The organism is Pseudomonas sp. PK-RTE-24, from assembly GCF_054052265.1.
Genome location: NZ_CM133224.1, coordinates 4,460,882 through 4,477,615, shown reverse-complemented (window position 1 = coordinate 4,477,615; position 16,734 = coordinate 4,460,882). Strand labels below are relative to the sequence as shown.

The following is a 16,734-nucleotide window of genomic DNA, read 5'->3' as shown; positions in this document are numbered from 1 at the left end:
GACTTTTCATGGCGCTACCGTCATCTTCGTTCGCAGCTCCCGTGCGAGCATGGTTTGTGAACCTGTCGCGCACGGGCTGGGGAGGGCGCATTTTCTGGCTGACCCTGGTCGGTGTAACCGTGTTGTTGCTGATCAGCGGCTACACCGGTTTGGTCAGTACCGGCCGCGACACGCTACGCCTCGCCACTCTAGGCGGTCTGTCGGGTTTTGCCGCCACGGCAATCGGTGCGTTGCTGGCCCTGGCGTTGCGGGCGATTACTTCGCGAACTCAAGACACCATGCTCGGGTTTGCGGCAGGGATGATGTTGGCTGCCAGTTCCTTTTCACTGATCCTGCCGGGGATTGCGGCGGCGAAGGAAGCGGTGAGCAGCCCCATGCTCGCCGCTGCCGTCGTTGTGGCCGGCATGGCTTTAGGCGTGGCGTTGATGGTCGGTCTCGACCGCTTCGTCCCCCACGAACATGAAAAAAGCGGCCGGCGCGGGCCTGAAGCCAAGCGCTTCAATCGGGTCTGGCTGTTCGTGCTGGCGATCACTCTGCACAACCTTCCGGAAGGCATGGCGATCGGCGTCAGCTTCGCCACCGGCGACATGAAAATCGGCTTGCCGCTGACCACTGCGATCGCCATTCAGGACATTCCAGAAGGACTAGCGGTCGCGTTGGCATTGCGCGTGACCGGCATTTCCGCAGGGCGTGCAGCGTTGATTGCCGCCGCTTCAGGATTGATGGAACCGTTGGGCGCGATTGTCGGATTGGGCATCACCAACAGTTTTGCGTTGGGTTTTCCGGTGGCGATGGGCCTGGCGGCGGGCGCGATGATCTTTGTGGTGTCGCATGAAGTGATCCCGGAAACTCACCGCAACGGCCACGAGACGCCTGCCACGCTCGGGCTGATGCTTGGGTTCGGCGTGATGATGTTTCTCGATACCGCTTTGGGTTAAAAAAACGACGTGCACCACTGAGCCTATCGTCTCGCACAAAAAAGGAATTTTTTTCAGCGCCAATCACTCTTTCGTTTATAGGCAATGCCAATAACGCAGGGGAATGAGTCATGTCGCTGATCGAAATCCCGACCAGGAAGTCTTCGGGTAAAACATCCACGCCGGCGGATACCGAGCGCCGGCTTTATGACCGATTGCTGGCGGAAGACTCCACGGTTGATCGTGCGGCACTGGACTTCCTGCGCCGGCAGCTGAGCAAGGCGGCTGCGCTGTCTGACGATTTGCCGGCCAGCGCCGAAGAGCTGCTGCAATGGTCGGAAACCCGCTGCGCCAGCGTGGCGGCCGAGTACGCCGATTACCTCGAACAACGTCAGCAGGGCGCGCCGCGCCGCTATTTCCGCAACAAATCCCACGCGTTGTATTTCATCTTGCATGTGGCACCGACCAAAGAGGTCGATGGCGCTTGGCTGGCTGGGCTGTTGCCGCAGTGGCAGGACCCGCGTTTCGACGATTTGCTCGATACCTATCTTGAAGAGCTGGGCGAGGGCGTGCCACGGCAGAATCATGTGGTGATCTATCGCAAGCTGCTCGCCGAGCATGAATGCTCTGATCTGAGCGGTCTTGCCGACGAGTATTTTCTGCAAGGCGCGGTGCAGCTGGCACTGGGACGTTTCGGCGGGCAGTTTCTGCCAGAAGTCATCGGCTTCAACCTCGGCTACGAGCAACTGCCGCTGCACTTGTTGATCAGTGCTTATGAGCTAGCGGAGCTGGGCATCGATCCGCACTATTTCCGCCTGCACGTGACCATCGACAACGCCAGCACCGGCCATGCGCGCAAGGCAGTGCAATCAATGCTCGAGCTGTTGCCACTTGGCGATGAACGCGATGAGTTCTACCGGCGCATGGCTGTCGGTTATCGCCTCAATGATGTCGGCAAAGGCACAACCGCCGTCATCACAGAGTTTGATCTGGACCACGAAGTCATCGCCATGCTTGAGCGTAAAGCTGTCTTTGGCCGGCACATGCATTCCGACTACTGCCGTATCGAAAACCGCACCATCAATCAGTGGCTGGCCACGCCGGGACAGATGGGCGAGTTTCTTTCGGCGCTGGAGCGCAAAAGCTGGATCAAACGCGGTGAGGCGGTGGAAGAAAGTCGTTTCTGGCGTTTGATCGACGGCAGCGATGCGGCGATGTTCGGGGTGTTCAATGGCTATGAGAAACAGCTGTTGCGCGACTGGATCACTCAGGATTGCCCGGCCTCCCGGCCTCGGCCTTACGTACGCCGCGAAGCTGCCGTCGAAGAAACCTTTGACGATGACGCCGATCTGCTCAACCTGGAAGCGGCACTGGCCGACAAGCCTGCCGCCGAACAGATGTCATTGTTGATGCCATGGCTGCAACCCCAGCGGCACTGGCGTCCGGCCGGACTTTTCGCGACGCGTCGCTTCATGCAACTGCGCGCCCGCTTGCGTTGAAACAAGGAGGCTTCATGTCGGCACAAGAAACATCGGACAGAGCGCTGTTCGAGTTGGGCAAGCGCCTGCTCGACAGCGGTTATCACTTCATTACCCCAACGCCGTTGACCCACGAACGTTTTCTGCAGCGCTTTGCCACGCCGTTGGCGAAAGATCTGCGTGATGTGTTTGGCTGGTCGATGCCGTTTCCTTCAGAGCTGTTTCGCGCAGAAGAACTGGCCACGCTGGAGCAGGCCGGCGTAGTCGAACGCGATGGCGCGGTGTGGCGCAGTCAAGTGCGCTGGTCGACGCTCAATGAGCGGTTGTTCGCTCATTCCGCCTTCCCGACAACCGCGAGCGATGCGGTGTTCTTCGGTCCGGATACCTACCGTTTCGCTCAGGCCATAGAAGCGCAGTTGCAGCAGCGCTTTTCGCCGATCAGGCGCGCAGTAGACATCGGCTGCGGCAGCGGCGCCGGGGCGGTGCTCATCGCCAAAGCAAGGCCGGATGCCCAAGTACTGGCGGTGGATATCAATCCGCAGGCGTTGCGCATGAGTGCCGTCAACGCTGAGCTGGCCGGGGCCAACAACGTGTCGGTGTACCACAGCGATCTGCTCGCCAGTGTCGAAGGTCAGTTCGACTTGATCATCGCCAACCCGCCGTATATGAACGACCAGCAACAGCGCGCCTATCGCCACGGCGGCGGGGCGCTGGGCGAAGGCTTGTCGGTGCGTATCGTGCGTGAAGCGTTGCCTCGTCTGGAAGTCGGCGGCACGTTGCTGGTGTACACCGGCGTGGCGATCGTCGCCGGGCAGGACCCGTTCCGCGAGGCCGTGGCGCCTCTGCTCAAGGGCGAGCGTTTTGGCTGGACTTATCGCGAACTCGATCCGGATGTGTTCAGCGAGGAACTGCTCAAGCCTGAATACGAGCGCGCCGAGCGAATCGCCGTGGTCGCACTGACGGTAACCCGCGAGCAGTGACCGATAGTTGGGCCACTGCTTGCGCGGTGGCCGTCAGCGATTTCTGATGCGCGAGATCGTCAGCAGGCAAACACCTACTAACATCGCGGCCCCGACTACCAACAGCGGCGAAGGGCGAATCGGCTGCCGCGAGATACGCTCAATGCGCCCGGCGAGGGAAGCGCGTACAGGTGCGGCAGGTTCCGCCAGATAAGGCGCTTCTTCGATCTCCAGGCGTAAGCCGTCCGGCATTACCAACGTCAGCCCTTCGATCGTGCCGGCAATTCTGCCCGGATAAACCGGCTCACCGGTCGGGTCGAGCTGGTCGTAGAAGAATATTTGCCCTTCAAGCCAGCCGACGGCGGTCTGCAACTCAGGCCCCAGGAAATACTTTCCATCGAGAAAAAAGCCAGAGAATTGCGGCGCGCGCTCGACGCTCTCAATGCGATAGCGCTGACCTGGTTTCATACCGGTTTGTGGGGCGATCATGGGGGTTCCTCCGTTATTGGTAAGCGATAGAGGAGCGCGTGCCAAGCGTGGTTCCATCGAAATGAGCAACGGGCGTTTGTATGGATTCAAGTGTGCTGGAGCTTTACACGCAAACGCGCAAGACAGTTTTTCACAGTTGAGGGTTCACTATCGGTTACGAACTGTGGCTAAAATGCCACCCTTTCACCGAGCGCCCGGAAACGGCGCGGGCCAAGGACGCGCCCTGTGCATCAAGACCGCTGCATAAGACGCTGGGCCTCAGGTCGCCACGCGCGCAGTTTGTTCACTTTTGACGTGTGACCCTTTTCCGTGAAACTCATCATTGCCGCTGTTTATGTCATCTCGATTGCTTACGTTCACTTGCGTGGACGCGTGCGCCACAAGCTGGGGCGGCAACTGAGTGACCACTCGACGTTCCTCGCGCCGATCAACTGCTTCCTTTATCTGTTTTCGAAGATTCCCAACAAGCCGTACCTGAATCCGGCGGATTTCCCGGATCTGAGCCCGTTGCAGGCGCACTGGCAAGAGATTCGCGAGGAAGGCCAGAATCTGCTGCGTGCCGGCGAGATCAAGCGCTCGAATCAGTATGACGATGTCGGCTTCAACTCTTTCTTCAAGACTGGCTGGAAGCGCTTCTACCTCAAGTGGTACGGCGACAGCCATCCATCGGCGATGAAGCTGTGCCCGCGCACCACTGAATTGGTGCAGAGCATCGGCTCAATCAAGGCGGCGATGTTTGCCGAGCTGCCACCGGGCTCGAAGCTGGTGCGCCACCGCGATCCGTACGCCGGTTCCTATCGTTATCACCTGGGTCTGGATACGCCGAATGATCCCGGCTGCTACATCAACGTCGACGGTGAGAACTATCACTGGCGCGATGGCGAAGCGGTGATGTTCGACGAGACGTTTATTCATTACGCTGAAAACACCACGGATCAGAACCGGATCATTCTGTTCTGTGACATTGAGCGGCCGTTGAAGTACCGCTGGGCGGCGGCGTTCAACCGCTGGTTCAGCCGCACCGTGATGTCAGCGGCAGGCGCGCCGAATGATGCGGGGGACAAAACCGGTGGTATCAACCGCTTGTTTACCAAGATCTACAAGATCCGTTTGCGCGGCAAAGAGCTGAAGAAACGCAACCGTACGCGGTATTACCTGGAGAAGTGGGCGATTTTTGCGGCGTTGTTGGCGATCTTTATTCTGATCTGAGACTTGCGGTGTCAGTACCGGCCTCTTCGCGAGCAGGCTCGCTCCCACATTTTGAAATGCGTTTCCCTGTGGGAGCGAGCCTGCTCGCGAAGGCGGCTTCACTTCAAACAAACCTCTAGCTGGCCCAACGCTTACTCCCCGGACGCCTTCCGAGTCTTCTTCGCCGGCGCCGCCTTACTGGTTGATTTGGCCTTGGGCTTGGCCGGTGCCTTGCCACCGAGGCTGCGTTTGAGCAGCTCGGTCAAGTCGATAACATCGGCAGTCTTGCGTTCTTCCTCGCCAGTGGTGGTCTCGACGTCCTCGATCTTGCCTTCGTGGGCTTTTTTCTCGACCAGCGCCATGATCTTGTCTTCGAACTCGTCCTTGTAGTCCTCAGGCGACCACTCCGAGGTCATGTCTTCAACCAGACGTTTGGCCATGTCCAGCTCACCCTTGGCCAATTGCGGCTTGGTCACTTCACTGCCCAGCGCCAGTTCATCAAGACTGCGCACTTCCTGCGGCCAGCGCAGTTTCACCAGAACCAGCGCCGACTCCAGCGGCATCAACGCGGCCAGGTATTGACGGGTATGCAGGACAACGCGGGCGAGGGCGACCTTGTTGGTTTTGCTCAGGGTTTCGCGCAGCAACGCGTAAACCTTGCCGCCGCGCTTGTCTGGCGCCAAATAGTAGGGCGTATCGATGTTCTGCAGCGGAATCTGCTCGGCGTCGACGAAAGAGAAAATATCGATGGTCTGTGTCGAGACGGGGTGCGCCGAGCGGATTTCTTCCTCGCTGAGCACCACGTAGCGGCCCTTTTCGTAGGCCACGCCTTTGACGATGTTTTCTTTGGTGACTTCCTTGCCGGTGACCTTGTTGATGCGTTTGTAGCCCACCGGGTCCATGCTGCGGCTGTCGAGCCAGTCGAAGTCCACGCCTTGGGACGACGTCGCTGAAACCAGCGCCACGGGGATGTGTACCAGTCCAAAACTGATTGCGCCTTTCCAGATTGCCCGAGCCATGACCTGTCCTCCGAGTGATGATCAGGTGACCCGTGGCGCGGCGAGAAAGTTTCCAGTGATTGCGCGGCTTCCAACGGTATGGTCAAGCCGTGTTACATGTTGTTGAAGGCGCGAGGGTTAACAAATGCGAACCCACGGCGTAGCGTGGGCTCCAAGGCTCTAGTCCACGCACATCGAGAGGTATTCCCATGAACCGGTTTCTGATTGGCATCGCCGTCCTCGCCTTAAGTGGTGGCCTGGTTCATGCCGATGTCGTGCTCGCACAAAGCCCCACCGGGAACAGCAACAATCCCTACAACAGCCCGATCCGCCGGGCCAATCCCAACAGCATGCAGGGCACCCAGCCCAGCGCTCCGCCGCTTCGCGGGCCGAACACCGTTCCCGTGCCACGTCAGCCGACCGTTGAAAATCGCGGCATCGGCAATGGTCAACCGATTCGTTCGGTGCCGAGCAATCCGCCAACTTTCATTCCCAACCCGCCCTCACGGGGCACCGGCAGCAACCGTTGAACGGCAGGACTGATGTTCTGTCAGCCTTTCACACGAACAAAAGGAATCGTGCATGTTGCGTAAAACCCTACTAGCCACCTGTTGCGCCGCCGCGCTGATCAGTGCCCCGGCGTTCGCCGCCGCGTCCAAAGAGCTGAAAAGCGAGCAGGGCATTCTTGAAGTCACCACCATTGCCCAAGGCCTGGAACATCCTTGGGCACTGGCGTTTCTGCCTGATCAGAAGGGCATGCTGGTGACCGAACGCCCGGGTCATCTGCGCGTCGTGAGCAAGGACGGCAAACTGTCGGAGCCGATCAGTGGCGTGCCGCAAGTCTGGGCCAAAGGGCAGGGCGGCTTGCTCGATGTGGCGCTATCGCCGGACTTCAAGCAGGACCGCATGGTTTACCTGTCCTATGCCGAGGGCGGTGGGGAAGGCGGCAAGGCTGGTACGGCGGTAGGGCGCGGACGGCTTTCCGATGACCTGAAGACGCTGAAGGACTTCAATGTGATCTTCCGTCAGGAACCGAAACTGTCAGTGAGCAACCATTTCGGTTCACGGCTGGTGTTCGATCGCGACGGGTATCTGTTCATCACCCTCGGTGAAAACAACGATCGGCCGACTGCGCAGGACCTCGACAAGTTGCAAGGCAAAGTCGTACGCATCTTCCCGGATGGCAAGGTGCCGGACGATAACCCTTTCGTCGGCCAATCCGGTGTCCGGCCTGAAATCTGGTCCTATGGCCTGCGCAACCCGCAGGGCGCGGCGCTCAATCCGTGGACCGGCACGCTGTGGGAGAACGAACACGGGCCACGTGGCGGCGATGAAGTGAACATCATCGAACGTGGCAAGAATTATGGCTGGCCGTTGGCGACCCATGGCATCAACTATTCGATGCAACCGATTCCTGAGGCGAAGGGCAAAACTGCTGAAGGCACCGTGGCGCCGCACCATGTCTGGGAAAAATCCCCAGGGGTTAGCGGCATGGCCTTCTATGACGCGGATCGCTTCACGCCGTGGCAGCACAACGCGTTTATCGGCGCACTGGTGACCCAGGAACTGATTCGCCTGCAGTTCGATGGCGACAAGGTGGTCCATGAGGAGCGTTTACTGGGTGAGTTGAATCAGCGTATCCGTGACGTGCGCCAAGGACCGGATGGCTATCTGTATGTGCTGACGGATGAAGAGAATGGCTCGCTTTACAGGCTGGGGCTGAAATAATTGCGTGCGGTGAATGATCCGACGCCTTCGCGAGCAGGCTCGCTCCCACATTGAAATGCAGTCTCCCTGTGGGAGCGAGCCTGCTCGCGAAGAGGCCCGCGCATCTTGCGCAGACTTCGGGCAGTCCCGCATTTGGCCGAACCGCCGCCCCCTTGCCTTGTTATAGTTCGAGGCTTATTTCCCAGCCCGGTAAAGGATCACTGCCATGACTCAATACTCCGCCTTCAGCGTCGAACTGGCCGACAACATCGCCCATGTGCAGATCAATCGCCCGGAAAAGATCAACGCAATGAACGCGGCGTTCTGGAGCGAAATCGTCGAAATCTTTCACTGGGTTGACGATACCGACGAAGTCCGCGTGGTGGTGCTAAGCGGTAACGGCAAGCATTTTTCATCGGGCATCGACCTGATGATGCTCGCCGGTGTCGCCAATGAACTGGGCAAGGACGTGGGCCGTAATGCGCGCCTGTTGCGGCGCAAGATTCTCAATCTGCAAGCCTCGTTCAACGCCGTCGACAACTGCCGCAAACCGGTACTCGCTGCGATTCAGGGCTATTGCCTGGGCGGGGCGATCGATCTGATCTCGGCTTGTGACATGCGTTATGCCGCCGAGGACGCTCAATTTTCCATCAAGGAAATTGACATCGGCATGGCCGCTGACGTCGGTACGCTGCAACGGTTGCCGCGAATCATCGGAGACGGCATGCTGCGTGAACTGGCTTACACCGGTCGCACCTTTGGCGCCGAGGAAGCACGCAGCATGGGCCTGGTCAATCGCGTCTACGGCGATAAGGACACGCTGCTCGAAGGCGTGTTCGACATTGCCCGTGACATCGCTGCGAAGTCGCCGATCGCCGTGACCGGTACCAAGGAAATGATCAGCTACATGCGCGACCATCGCATCGACGATGGTCTTGAATACGTTGCCACCTGGAACGCCGCCATGTTGCAATCCACCGATCTGCGCGTGGCCATGGCCGCCCACATGAGCAAACAGAAACCCGAATTTCTGGATTGAGTTAACCATGATCTCTCGCTGGACCACTGCAGTACTCGACACCGATCAACCCGGCGGCTGGGCCGTAGCGCGCAGCCCGGAAGGCTTCCTGTTCGATGACAACGGCGCACTGTTCCCGCGCGAGTGGCTCAAGCGCCAGGACCTGTCGGTCCTCGCTGAGCACGGGATAGGTCATCTCGACGGCGAACCGGTCTATCTGCTTGAGTTGCACAGCGTCAGCGATGTGCCCGGTTGCGGCTGGAAGGGGCTGCGAGCGTTCATGCTCGAAGGCGATCACACGCTGTACAAAGTGCTCGGTTATGCCGCTCAGATCGGCACTTGGGCACGAGAGCATCGCTTCTGCGGCAACTGCGGCCAGCCGATGACGCAAGTCCCGCGCGAACGAGCGATGTATTGCCAGCCGTGCGATCTGCGCAGTTATCCGCGCATTTCACCAAGCATGATCGTGCTGATCACCCGTGGCGACGAAATCCTTCTGGCGCGCTCGCCGCGTTTCGTCACCGGGGTTTACAGCACGCTGGCCGGTTTCGCCGAGCCGGGGGAATCGGCCGAGGATTGCCTGATTCGCGAAGTGCGTGAAGAAGTGCAGATCGAAGTGAAGAACATCCAGTACATCGGCAGCCAGTGCTGGCCGTTCCCGCATTCGATGATGCTCGGCTTCCATGCCGAATATGCCGGTGGCGAAATTGTCTGTCAGGAAGACGAGATCGAGGACGCCCAGTGGTTCAACGTGCATGACTTGCCGCCGTTGCCGGCGTCGCGTTCGATTGCCCGTTACCTGATCGACGTCTACGTCGCGCGGCGCTTAGGCCACGCTGAACCAGTGTTGCCAGGCTAGACGCACGGTCAAGCCGAGCACGACGGTGATGAACACTGGACGAATGAATTTGGCCCCGCCGCTGATTGCGGTGCGCGCGCCGAAGAAGGCCCCGACCATCACCGACAGGCCCATGCACAGGCCAATGATCCAGTCGACCTGACCGGAGAAGATGAACACCGACAGCGCTGCGATGTTGCTGACAAAGTTCATGCTGCGCGCTACGCCGCTGGCCTTGACCAGGTCGATCGGGTACAGCAGCAGACTGCTCACGGTCCAGAACGCGCCCGTGCCGGGGCCGGCCACGCCATCGTAGAAGCCGAGGCTGAAGCCTTGGGTCGATTGCCATTTCTTTTTGATCGGCGCGTCGCTGTCCAGCGGCGCTTTCGGCGTGCCGCCAAACAGCAAATACAGGCCACAGGCGAAAACGATCACCGGCAGCATCTTGTTCAGCCACTCGGCCGGCAGGTAATGCGCAACCACCGCGCCAGTAAGCGCGCCGACCAGGGTGCCGACAATCGCGTGGGTCCACTGGCGTGGATGAAACAGTTTGCGTTTGTAGAAGGTGAAGCTGGCGGTCGCCGAACCGAAGGTCGAGCTCAGCTTGTTGGTGCCCAGCACCAGATGCGGCGGCAGGCCCGCCGTCAGCAGCGCCGGCGTGGTCAACAGACCGCCACCGCCAGCGATGGCATCGATGAAACCGGCAAGGAAAGCAACAGCAGCCAGAATGGCCAGGGTGGTGAGGTCAACGCTGAGTTCGAAAGGCATGGAGTCGGCTTATTCGGCAAGGCGCAGAACGTGGGCTGCGGGGAGGGCGGTTATGTTACCTGTATCGAACTGTTGCGGCGAGCCAGAGCATGCCGTCGTCAATTACAGTCTGGAATACATTCCTGTGTAGGAGCTGCCGAAGGCTGCGATCTTCTCGGGCGCGGAGCGCCCCGGCTGCTGCGCGTGGGAACGATCAAATCAAGATCAAAAGATCGCAGCCTTCGGCAGCTCCTACACAGGGGTGGGTTGGCTTTAGAGACCGAGTTCGCTCAGCCCCGGATGATCATCCGGTCGGCGGCCCAGCGGCCAATGGAATTTGCGCTCGCTTTCCTTGATCGGCATGTCATTGATGCAGGCATAGCGCTGGAACATCAGGCCGTTGTCATCGAACTCCCAGTTCTCGTTGCCGTACGAGCGGAACCAGTTGCCGGAATCGTCGTGCCATTCATAGGCATAACGTACCGCGATACGCGTATCGGAGTAGGCCCAGAGTTCTTTGATCAAGCGATAATCCAGTTCCTTCGCCCATTTGCGCGTCAGAAACGCCTTGGCCTCTTCGCGGTTGTTGGCAAACTCGGCGCGATTGCGCCATTTGGTGTCGAGGGTATAGGCGAGCGAAACCTTTTCCGGATCGCGGCTGTTCCAGCCATCCTCGGCCAGACGCACCTTCTCGATGGCTGACGCATGGTTGAACGGCGGCAATGGCGGACGTACCTGGGCTGCAGTCGACATGTTCAATCTCCTGATTCATTTAATGTTTGAACAACAAGTCCGGCTTATTAAGAGTTACAGGCCCAATAACTTTCGCGCCATGCATTGCGCATTATCGGCGGCACTGTGATCACCCATCACAAGCGCTACGGTAATGGCGCCTTCAATCAGGATCAGCAACTGTCTGGCCAATAGTTGCGGATCCTCGACACCATATTCGGCACACAGCTCGCACACGTAGTCGAGCAGCTTCTGTTTGTGTTCTTTGGCCACCAGCCGCACTGGATCCTGTGGATCGCCGGTTTCGCCGCTAGTGTTGATAAAGGCGCAGCCGCGAAAGCCTTCCGAGTCGAACCAGCCCTTGAGCACAGTAAACAGGTTGAGCAGACGATCGGCCGGGGTTTCGACCTGATCGACGGCACTTGTGAACCAGTGCATCCAGCGAATATCCCGCCGTTGCAGGGCTGCGACCACCAAGGCGTCCTTATCGGCAAAGTAACGGTAAATGCTTTTTCTGGAGACGCCGGCGGTCTTCACCAGCAGATCCATGCTGGTGGCAGCGATGCCACTTTTGTAGATCAACTTTTCGGTGACATCCAGAATGATGTCGCGTGTGTCATTGCTGATTGATTCGTTCATGTGGCGAACAGTAGAACGACTGTTCTCCTTGGTCAAGCGAATTTCTTCGGCGTGTGTGAAAACGCTTTCGCGAGCAGGCTCGCTCCCACAGGGGAATGCATTTTAACGGTGGGAGCGAGCCTGCTCGCGAAGGGGCCATTACTGACACTGACAAGACCCGGCGCAGACGATGGTGTAAGCTCTCAAACTCTTCGGAATCGAACCTTGCGAGCCTTATGCCGTTGCTTTTCAAACGTTCTCTGCTGCCCAAACTGCGCAGCTTCGCGCTGACCGCCGAGGCGGTGAGCATTCTGTCCAGTGCTGCCGAATTCCGACGCTGCCTGCTCGAGCAAATCGCCGCAGCGACGCAGCGCATCTACATCGTCGCGCTGTATCTGCAGCAGGACGAAGCCGGTCAGGAAATCCTCGATGCCCTGCACGCAGCCAAGCTCAAGCGTCCCGAGCTGGAAATCGCCGTGGTGGTCGACTGGTTGCGTGCCCAGCGCGGTCTGATCGGCGCGGGCAAGCAGCCGGGCAACGCCGCCTGGTATCAGGACATGACCCGCACGCACCAGAGCGAAGTGCCGATCTACGGCGTGCCGGTGCAGACCCGCGAGCTGTTCGGCGTGCTGCACCTCAAAGGTTTCGTGATCGACGACAAGGTGGTCTACAGCGGCGCGAGTCTGAACAACGTCTACCTGCACAAACTCGACAAGTACCGCTTCGACCGCTACCACGTGCTGCACAGTCGCGAGCTGGCGGATTCGATGCATCATCTGGTCAAGCACGGCCTGATCGAATCGAAAGCCGTGCACCGCCTCGACCTGCCCAACCTGCCGACTACCCGCAGCCTGCGCAACGACATCGGCGACCTGCGCAGCCGTCTCAAATACGCGACTTATGACACCGGCGCCGGCAGCACCAGCCGAGAAGGGCTGTCGGTCACGCCACTGCTCGGCGTCGGCAAGAACAACCCGCTGAACCGGGCGATTCTGGAACTGATCGCCAGCGCGCAAAAGCAGCTGACCATCTGCACTCCGTACTTCAACCTGCCCCTGGGCGTGATCCGTGAGATCAACCGCGCGCTGGCCCGTGGCGTGAAGATCGACATCGTGGTTGGCGACAAGACCGCCAACGATTTCTACATTCCGCCGAGCGAGCCGTTCAAGGTGATCGCCGCGCTGCCGTATCTATACGAAATCAGCCTGCGCCGCTTCGCCAAACGCCATCAGCACAGCATCGACAGCGGCCAGTTGAACCTGCACTTGTGGCGCGACGGCGACAACACTTATCACCTCAAGGGCATGTGGATCGATCAGCGCTATACCTTGCTGACCGGCAACAACCTCAATCCCCGCGCGTTCCGCCTCGACCTCGAAAACGCGCTGCTGATCGAAGACCCGAAAGGCGAGTGGCTGGAGCCACGGGCGAAAGAGCTGGAAAACATCTTCCGCCATACCACGCGGATCGATAACTTCCAAACGCTTGAAACGCTGCCGGATTACCCGGCCGGGGTGGCGAAGTTTCTCAAACGGGTGAGTCGGGTGAGGATTGAGCGGTTGCTCTACAGGATTCTCTAGCGCGTCCGGAATAGCTTTCGCGAGCAGGCTCGCTCCCACAGGGAAATGCATTCCAATTGTGGGAGCGAGCCTGCTCGCGAAGGGGCCAGACCAGAGGCTAAAAAATCAGTTCAGACCCAACTTCCCGCGCATCATCGAAAGATCCTCCGCCAGCGTATTCACCGGCCCGACCAGCGCTTTGCGGTCGTTGTCCTTCACTTTGTCGTAGGTCTCAAAGCCGCCATCCGCCGTTTTGTACTTGGCGAGGATCTTGTCGACCGTGGCGAAGTTCTTGTCGACCTTGGCAACAAACGCCTTGTCCTGCTGTTCGATCTGCGGGCGGAACAGGTCGACGATTTTCTTGGCGCCGTCGATATTGCCTTGGAAGTCGTACAGGTCGGTGTGGCTGTAGCGGTCTTCCTCGCCGGAAATCTTCGTCGCCGCGACTTCTTCCAACAGCGCAGCAGCGCCGCCGACGACTTTCTCCGGCGGGAAGGTCAGACCGGCCACACGGCTTTGCAGATCCTGCACGTCTTTGTTCAAACCGTCGGCCAATGCGTCCAGGCCTTTGGTGGATTTCTCCGCGAACAACGAATATTCGAGCCGGTGAAAGCCAGTGAAGTCTTCGGCCTTTACGCCTTTTTCGTGATCGTCGACGCGAGAATCGATGGACGCATCGAGATCGCTGAACAGCTCGGCGATCGGCTCGATCGACTCGTAATACACCCGCGTCGGCGCGTAGAGCTTCTGCGCGGTGGCCAGATCGCCTTTCTTCACTGCGTCGGTGAACTGCTGGGTGTGGCTGGCCAGTTCATCGAGCTTTTCGGTGACGTAAATCTTGTAGTCCGACACCGGGCTCACCAGATCCAGCGGCGCAGTCGCGGCGAACGCCGACAACGGGGTGTTGAGCAAACCAAGGGTCAGCAATAACGCGAGTGGCGTCTTTTTCATGGGGCGGCTCCAGTGTCGGTTGGGTGTCATGCGGTTTTGTTTTGGGAGGTGGCAGCCAGTAACGAGCGACCGATGAAATCGTCTTCGCCGGTCACTCCGGGCAGGGTGAAGAAGTACCCGCCGCCGACCGGTTTGAGGTATTCCTCGAGCGGTTCACCGTTGAGTCGGGTCTGCACGGTGATAAAGCCTTTTTCCAGATGGGCCTGGTAGCAGATGAACAGCAGGCCCATGTCGAGCTGGCCGTTCTTGTTGACGCCGTTGGAGTAGTTGAACGGCCGGCGCAGGATCAGATTGGCCTGGGTCGCGGCGGTGCGCGGGTTGGCCAATCGGATGTGCGCGTCGAGTTTGGTCAGCTTGCCGGCCGGGTCTTTGCTGTAATCCGGCACTTCGCTTTCCTTGTGGCCGCCGATGGGCGCGCCGCTGCTCTTGACCCGGCCGAGAATGCTTTCCTGCTCCTGCAACGGCGTGCGATCCCAGCGCTCGACGAAGTTGCGGATGATGCGCACCGCTTGATAACTGCCGTGGGCAGCCCAGGCCGGTTCGTCACTGTCCGGCTGTACCCAGACAATCCGCTCCATGGCCTTGGCGTCGTTGGAATCGGGGTTGGCCGAACCGTCGCTAAAACCGAGAAAGTTGCGCGCCGACTGCGCCGGCACACCGGGTTTGGCCGGGGCTTGCGGCGGCACGCTGCCTTCCTGTTTCCAGCGCACCAGCAGCAGGTCGGGCAGGTTTTTGACGATGTCGCGCAGGGCGTGAATGTTGGTGTCGGCGGTGTTGGCGCAGAACTGCAGGCTCAGGTCGCCATGGCAGCAATCGGCGTCCAACGCATCGTTGGGGAAGCCAACCATGCGTTGCAGACGCCTGGGCTTTGCCGCCGCGAGACCGAAGCGTTCGTCGAACAGCGAGTCGCCGACGGAAACGGTGATGGTCAGATTGTCCGGGGTGACCACCGGGCCGAGGATGCCGGAGTCCAGCGGCGGCAGTTTCGGGTCGACCTGCGCGACCGGGCCGCCCTTCATTAAAAACGCGATGCGTTCGTTGAGGGTGCGGAACAGCCGCTCGAGGTCTTCGCGATCGCTGGCCAGCACATCGAACGCCACCAGCATCCCGGAGACCGGGCGCGGGGTGACGATGCCGGCCTGGTGCACACCGTGAAAATCGTGGCGGTCTTCGGTCTTGTCGCTGCTCGGCGCTTCGGTAACTTGCGCAGGCAGCGCGGCCATGGCCGGGCAACTCAGCGCCGATCCGGCAAGGGCGACACCGGCGGCGCCCATGCCCATCAGCACGCGGCGCCGTTGCAGGTTGAGAGGTTCTGAATCGTTCATCTGTCGTGGTCTTCTGCTTACAGGCCGGAAAGGCCGAGGGCGGGGTCGATGCCATCCAGTGCCGTGGCCAGAGCCTTGGCTTTGGCGGCGATCTGCTGGCGTTGCGCGGCGGTCACGGCGTCGTAACTGACGTAGCCATCGGCGGATTTGAAGGCGTTGAGCTGGCTGTCGAAATCGTCCAGCGCCTGGTCGATCTCCGGCAACAGCTCAGCAGCGGATTTGCTCAGCATCGGGCGCAACAGGTCGACGACCTTGCGCGCAGTCTGCGCGTTGGCGGCGAAACCGTTGAGGTCGCTCTGGCTGTAGCGTTCTTCTTCGCCGCTGCCGGCGCGCACATCGGCGAGGCTGTTGAGGTTGCGCACGACGATACTCACCAGTTGCTCCGGCGGCAGCGACTGCGCGAGCAACTGTTGCTTGAGAGTGGTGACATCTGCGAGCAAGCGCTGGGCAATCGGCGCGACATGGTCGAGATTGCGCTGCTGGAACAGCGCGTATTCGAGGCGATGGAAACCGACGAACGCCGGATCCTGCTCGCGCTTTTCGAAATAATCGGCGCGGGCATTGATCTGATTGTCCAGCTCGGCCAGGCGCTGCGCCGCCGGCGCCAGACGCTGATAAGCGGCACGCGCCGGCAGGTACAACGCTTGCGCCTGCGCCAGATCACCACTGGCGATCGCCTGATTCAGCGCCGTCGCCGCTTTGATCAACGCGCTGCCCTGGACGGCCAGATACACACGAAACTCCGACAACGGCCCGACGAACGCGACCATCGACGGCTTGGCCTTGGCCGCGGCATCCGAGGCTGCCGTCGGCGTCACGTGCAAAGTGCCGCGCGGGTTGCTGAGCAAGCCGCAAGTGATCGCATAGTCGCCCGGTTGCAGGTTGGCGTTGATCACCTGGCTCAGGCCCGGCGCGATGTTTTCCCGCTCTTCGACCACCAGCACGCCGTCGAGAATTTCCCACTCGACCGCACGCTCAGAGCGGTTGACGATGCGGAAACTGGCGCGGCCGGCCGGCACCGTCAGTGCGTTCGGCTCGCAACTGTGGGGATGGATGTTGACGACGATTTCGTCGTGGTTGTGCTGACGCTTGGCGGCGGCCATGTTCGAGGCGTACCAGAACAGCCCGCCGGCGGCGATCATCAGCAGCACCGAGCCGGCCAGCGCCCAACGCAGGGCCGGAGGGGTTTGGGTAGTAGACATGAAGGGCC

At 60.0% G+C, this 16,734-nt stretch carries 17 protein-coding genes; 9 read left to right on the top strand and 8 right to left on the bottom strand.

Going from position 1 to position 16,734, the window contains the following annotated elements; genetic code table 11:
• Positions 1-8 precede the first annotated feature (8 nt).
• The 3 genes from ACV8MC_RS20075 to ACV8MC_RS20065 all read left to right on the top strand — a co-directional run bounded on the left by ACV8MC_RS20075 (position 9) and on the right by ACV8MC_RS20065 (position 3,375).
• Entirely contained in the window at positions 9-938 is a 930-nt protein-coding gene (locus ACV8MC_RS20075; protein WP_056785943.1) for a ZIP family metal transporter, read from the top strand.
• Between the two features lie 110 nt (positions 939-1,048).
• Positions 1,049-2,416 carry an iron-containing redox enzyme family protein gene (locus ACV8MC_RS20070; protein ID WP_056785944.1) on the top strand — a complete coding sequence of 456 codons (1,368 nt, stop codon included), beginning with the start codon at positions 1,049-1,051 and terminating at the stop codon, positions 2,414-2,416.
• Between the two features lie 14 nt (positions 2,417-2,430).
• Positions 2,431-3,375 carry a class I SAM-dependent methyltransferase gene (locus tag ACV8MC_RS20065; RefSeq protein WP_258706673.1) on the top strand — a complete coding sequence of 315 codons (945 nt, stop codon included), beginning with the start codon at positions 2,431-2,433 and terminating at the stop codon, positions 3,373-3,375.
• A 33-nt stretch (positions 3,376-3,408) separates the two neighbouring features.
• On the opposite strand, the gene ACV8MC_RS20060 is transcribed toward ACV8MC_RS20065, so the two are convergent.
• Positions 3,409-3,843 (bottom strand): short chain dehydrogenase, encoded by a 435-nt coding sequence (locus ACV8MC_RS20060; protein ID WP_457263181.1) that lies wholly within the window; start codon positions 3,841-3,843, stop codon positions 3,409-3,411.
• A gap of 309 nt (positions 3,844-4,152) precedes the next feature.
• On the opposite strand from ACV8MC_RS20060, the gene lpxO reads away from it, so the two are divergent.
• Positions 4,153-5,052: a lipid A hydroxylase LpxO gene (gene lpxO, locus ACV8MC_RS20055; protein ID WP_041480397.1), complete on the top strand. Its 900-nt coding sequence runs from the start codon at positions 4,153-4,155 to the stop codon at positions 5,050-5,052.
• A gap of 131 nt (positions 5,053-5,183) precedes the next feature.
• Here the strand turns inward: lpxO and ku are convergent, their stop codons facing one another.
• Entirely contained in the window at positions 5,184-6,050 is an 867-nt protein-coding gene (ku, locus tag ACV8MC_RS20050; protein WP_073474486.1) for a non-homologous end joining protein Ku, read from the bottom strand.
• 188 nt (positions 6,051-6,238) lie between these two features.
• Here ku and ACV8MC_RS20045 point away from each other — a divergent pair, with 188 nt between their 5' ends.
• The 4 genes from ACV8MC_RS20045 to nudC all read left to right on the top strand — a co-directional run bounded on the left by ACV8MC_RS20045 (position 6,239) and on the right by nudC (position 9,613).
• Positions 6,239-6,559, top strand: coding sequence for a hypothetical protein (locus ACV8MC_RS20045; RefSeq protein WP_042609927.1), 321 nt, complete (start codon positions 6,239-6,241; stop codon positions 6,557-6,559).
• Positions 6,560-6,611: 52 nt separating this feature from the next.
• Positions 6,612-7,757, top strand: a complete 1,146-nt coding sequence (locus ACV8MC_RS20040) for a PQQ-dependent sugar dehydrogenase (RefSeq protein WP_457263178.1) — start codon at positions 6,612-6,614, stop codon at positions 7,755-7,757.
• A 205-nt stretch (positions 7,758-7,962) separates the two neighbouring features.
• Positions 7,963-8,775: a crotonase/enoyl-CoA hydratase family protein gene (locus tag ACV8MC_RS20035; protein WP_457263176.1), complete on the top strand. Its 813-nt coding sequence runs from the start codon at positions 7,963-7,965 to the stop codon at positions 8,773-8,775.
• 7 nt (positions 8,776-8,782) lie between these two features.
• Positions 8,783-9,613: an NAD(+) diphosphatase gene (gene nudC / locus ACV8MC_RS20030; protein ID WP_095180000.1), complete on the top strand. Its 831-nt coding sequence runs from the start codon at positions 8,783-8,785 to the stop codon at positions 9,611-9,613.
• Here the strand turns inward: nudC and ACV8MC_RS20025 are convergent.
• The 3 genes from ACV8MC_RS20025 to ACV8MC_RS20015 all read right to left on the bottom strand — a co-directional run bounded on the left by ACV8MC_RS20025 (position 9,581) and on the right by ACV8MC_RS20015 (position 11,710).
• A complete protein-coding gene (locus tag ACV8MC_RS20025) occupies positions 9,581-10,360 on the bottom strand; it encodes a TSUP family transporter (RefSeq protein WP_016774706.1) in 780 nt (259 codons plus the stop codon). The two genes, nudC and ACV8MC_RS20025, sit on opposite strands and share 33 nt — an antisense overlap.
• Before the next feature lie 252 nt (positions 10,361-10,612).
• Positions 10,613-11,092, bottom strand: a complete 480-nt coding sequence (locus ACV8MC_RS20020) for a nuclear transport factor 2 family protein (protein WP_016774707.1) — start codon at positions 11,090-11,092, stop codon at positions 10,613-10,615.
• Positions 11,093-11,146: 54 nt separating this feature from the next.
• Entirely contained in the window at positions 11,147-11,710 is a 564-nt protein-coding gene (locus ACV8MC_RS20015) for a TetR/AcrR family transcriptional regulator (RefSeq protein ID WP_457263174.1), read from the bottom strand.
• Between the two features lie 215 nt (positions 11,711-11,925).
• Here ACV8MC_RS20015 and pssA point away from each other — a divergent pair, with 215 nt between their 5' ends.
• Entirely contained in the window at positions 11,926-13,269 is a 1,344-nt protein-coding gene (gene pssA / locus ACV8MC_RS20010; protein ID WP_122507334.1) for a CDP-diacylglycerol--serine O-phosphatidyltransferase, read from the top strand.
• Between the two features lie 105 nt (positions 13,270-13,374).
• On the opposite strand, the gene efeO (ACV8MC_RS20005) is transcribed toward pssA, so the two are convergent.
• Genes efeO (ACV8MC_RS20005) through efeO (ACV8MC_RS19995) form a run of 3 tightly spaced genes read right to left on the bottom strand, consistent with a single transcriptional unit; the run spans position 13,375 to position 16,726 of the window.
• Positions 13,375-14,199 (bottom strand): iron uptake system protein EfeO, encoded by an 825-nt coding sequence (gene efeO, locus ACV8MC_RS20005; protein WP_457263172.1) that lies wholly within the window; start codon positions 14,197-14,199, stop codon positions 13,375-13,377.
• Between the two features lie 26 nt (positions 14,200-14,225).
• Positions 14,226-15,524, bottom strand: a complete 1,299-nt coding sequence (gene efeB / locus ACV8MC_RS20000) for an iron uptake transporter deferrochelatase/peroxidase subunit (RefSeq protein ID WP_457263170.1) — start codon at positions 15,522-15,524, stop codon at positions 14,226-14,228.
• Between the two features lie 17 nt (positions 15,525-15,541).
• Entirely contained in the window at positions 15,542-16,726 is a 1,185-nt protein-coding gene (efeO, locus tag ACV8MC_RS19995) for an iron uptake system protein EfeO (RefSeq protein ID WP_236168835.1), read from the bottom strand.
• Between the last annotated feature and the right edge of the window lie 8 nt (positions 16,727-16,734).

Excerpts from the sequence above, each read along its gene's own strand:
- ACV8MC_RS20075 (WP_056785943.1), top strand. The coding sequence starts at position 9 with ATGGCGCTACCGTCATCTTCGTTCGCAGCTCCCGTGCGAGCATGGTTT.
- ACV8MC_RS20070 (WP_056785944.1), top strand. The coding sequence starts at position 1,049 with ATGTCGCTGATCGAAATCCCGACCAGGAAGTCTTCGGGTAAAACATCC.
- ACV8MC_RS20065 (WP_258706673.1), top strand. The coding sequence starts at position 2,431 with ATGTCGGCACAAGAAACATCGGACAGAGCGCTGTTCGAGTTGGGCAAG.
- ACV8MC_RS20060 (WP_457263181.1), bottom strand. The coding sequence starts at position 3,843 with ATGATCGCCCCACAAACCGGTATGAAACCAGGTCAGCGCTATCGCATT.
- ku (WP_073474486.1), bottom strand. The coding sequence starts at position 6,050 with ATGGCTCGGGCAATCTGGAAAGGCGCAATCAGTTTTGGACTGGTACAC.
- ACV8MC_RS20045 (WP_042609927.1), top strand. The coding sequence starts at position 6,239 with ATGAACCGGTTTCTGATTGGCATCGCCGTCCTCGCCTTAAGTGGTGGC.
- ACV8MC_RS20040 (WP_457263178.1), top strand. The coding sequence starts at position 6,612 with ATGTTGCGTAAAACCCTACTAGCCACCTGTTGCGCCGCCGCGCTGATC.
- ACV8MC_RS20035 (WP_457263176.1), top strand. The coding sequence starts at position 7,963 with ATGACTCAATACTCCGCCTTCAGCGTCGAACTGGCCGACAACATCGCC.
- nudC (WP_095180000.1), top strand. The coding sequence starts at position 8,783 with ATGATCTCTCGCTGGACCACTGCAGTACTCGACACCGATCAACCCGGC.
- ACV8MC_RS20025 (WP_016774706.1), bottom strand. The coding sequence starts at position 10,360 with ATGCCTTTCGAACTCAGCGTTGACCTCACCACCCTGGCCATTCTGGCT.
- ACV8MC_RS20020 (WP_016774707.1), bottom strand. The coding sequence starts at position 11,092 with ATGTCGACTGCAGCCCAGGTACGTCCGCCATTGCCGCCGTTCAACCAT.
- ACV8MC_RS20015 (WP_457263174.1), bottom strand. The coding sequence starts at position 11,710 with ATGAACGAATCAATCAGCAATGACACACGCGACATCATTCTGGATGTC.
- pssA (WP_122507334.1), top strand. The coding sequence starts at position 11,926 with ATGCCGTTGCTTTTCAAACGTTCTCTGCTGCCCAAACTGCGCAGCTTC.
- efeO (WP_457263172.1), bottom strand. The coding sequence starts at position 14,199 with ATGAAAAAGACGCCACTCGCGTTATTGCTGACCCTTGGTTTGCTCAAC.
- efeB (WP_457263170.1), bottom strand. The coding sequence starts at position 15,524 with ATGAACGATTCAGAACCTCTCAACCTGCAACGGCGCCGCGTGCTGATG.
- efeO (WP_236168835.1), bottom strand. The coding sequence starts at position 16,726 with ATGTCTACTACCCAAACCCCTCCGGCCCTGCGTTGGGCGCTGGCCGGC.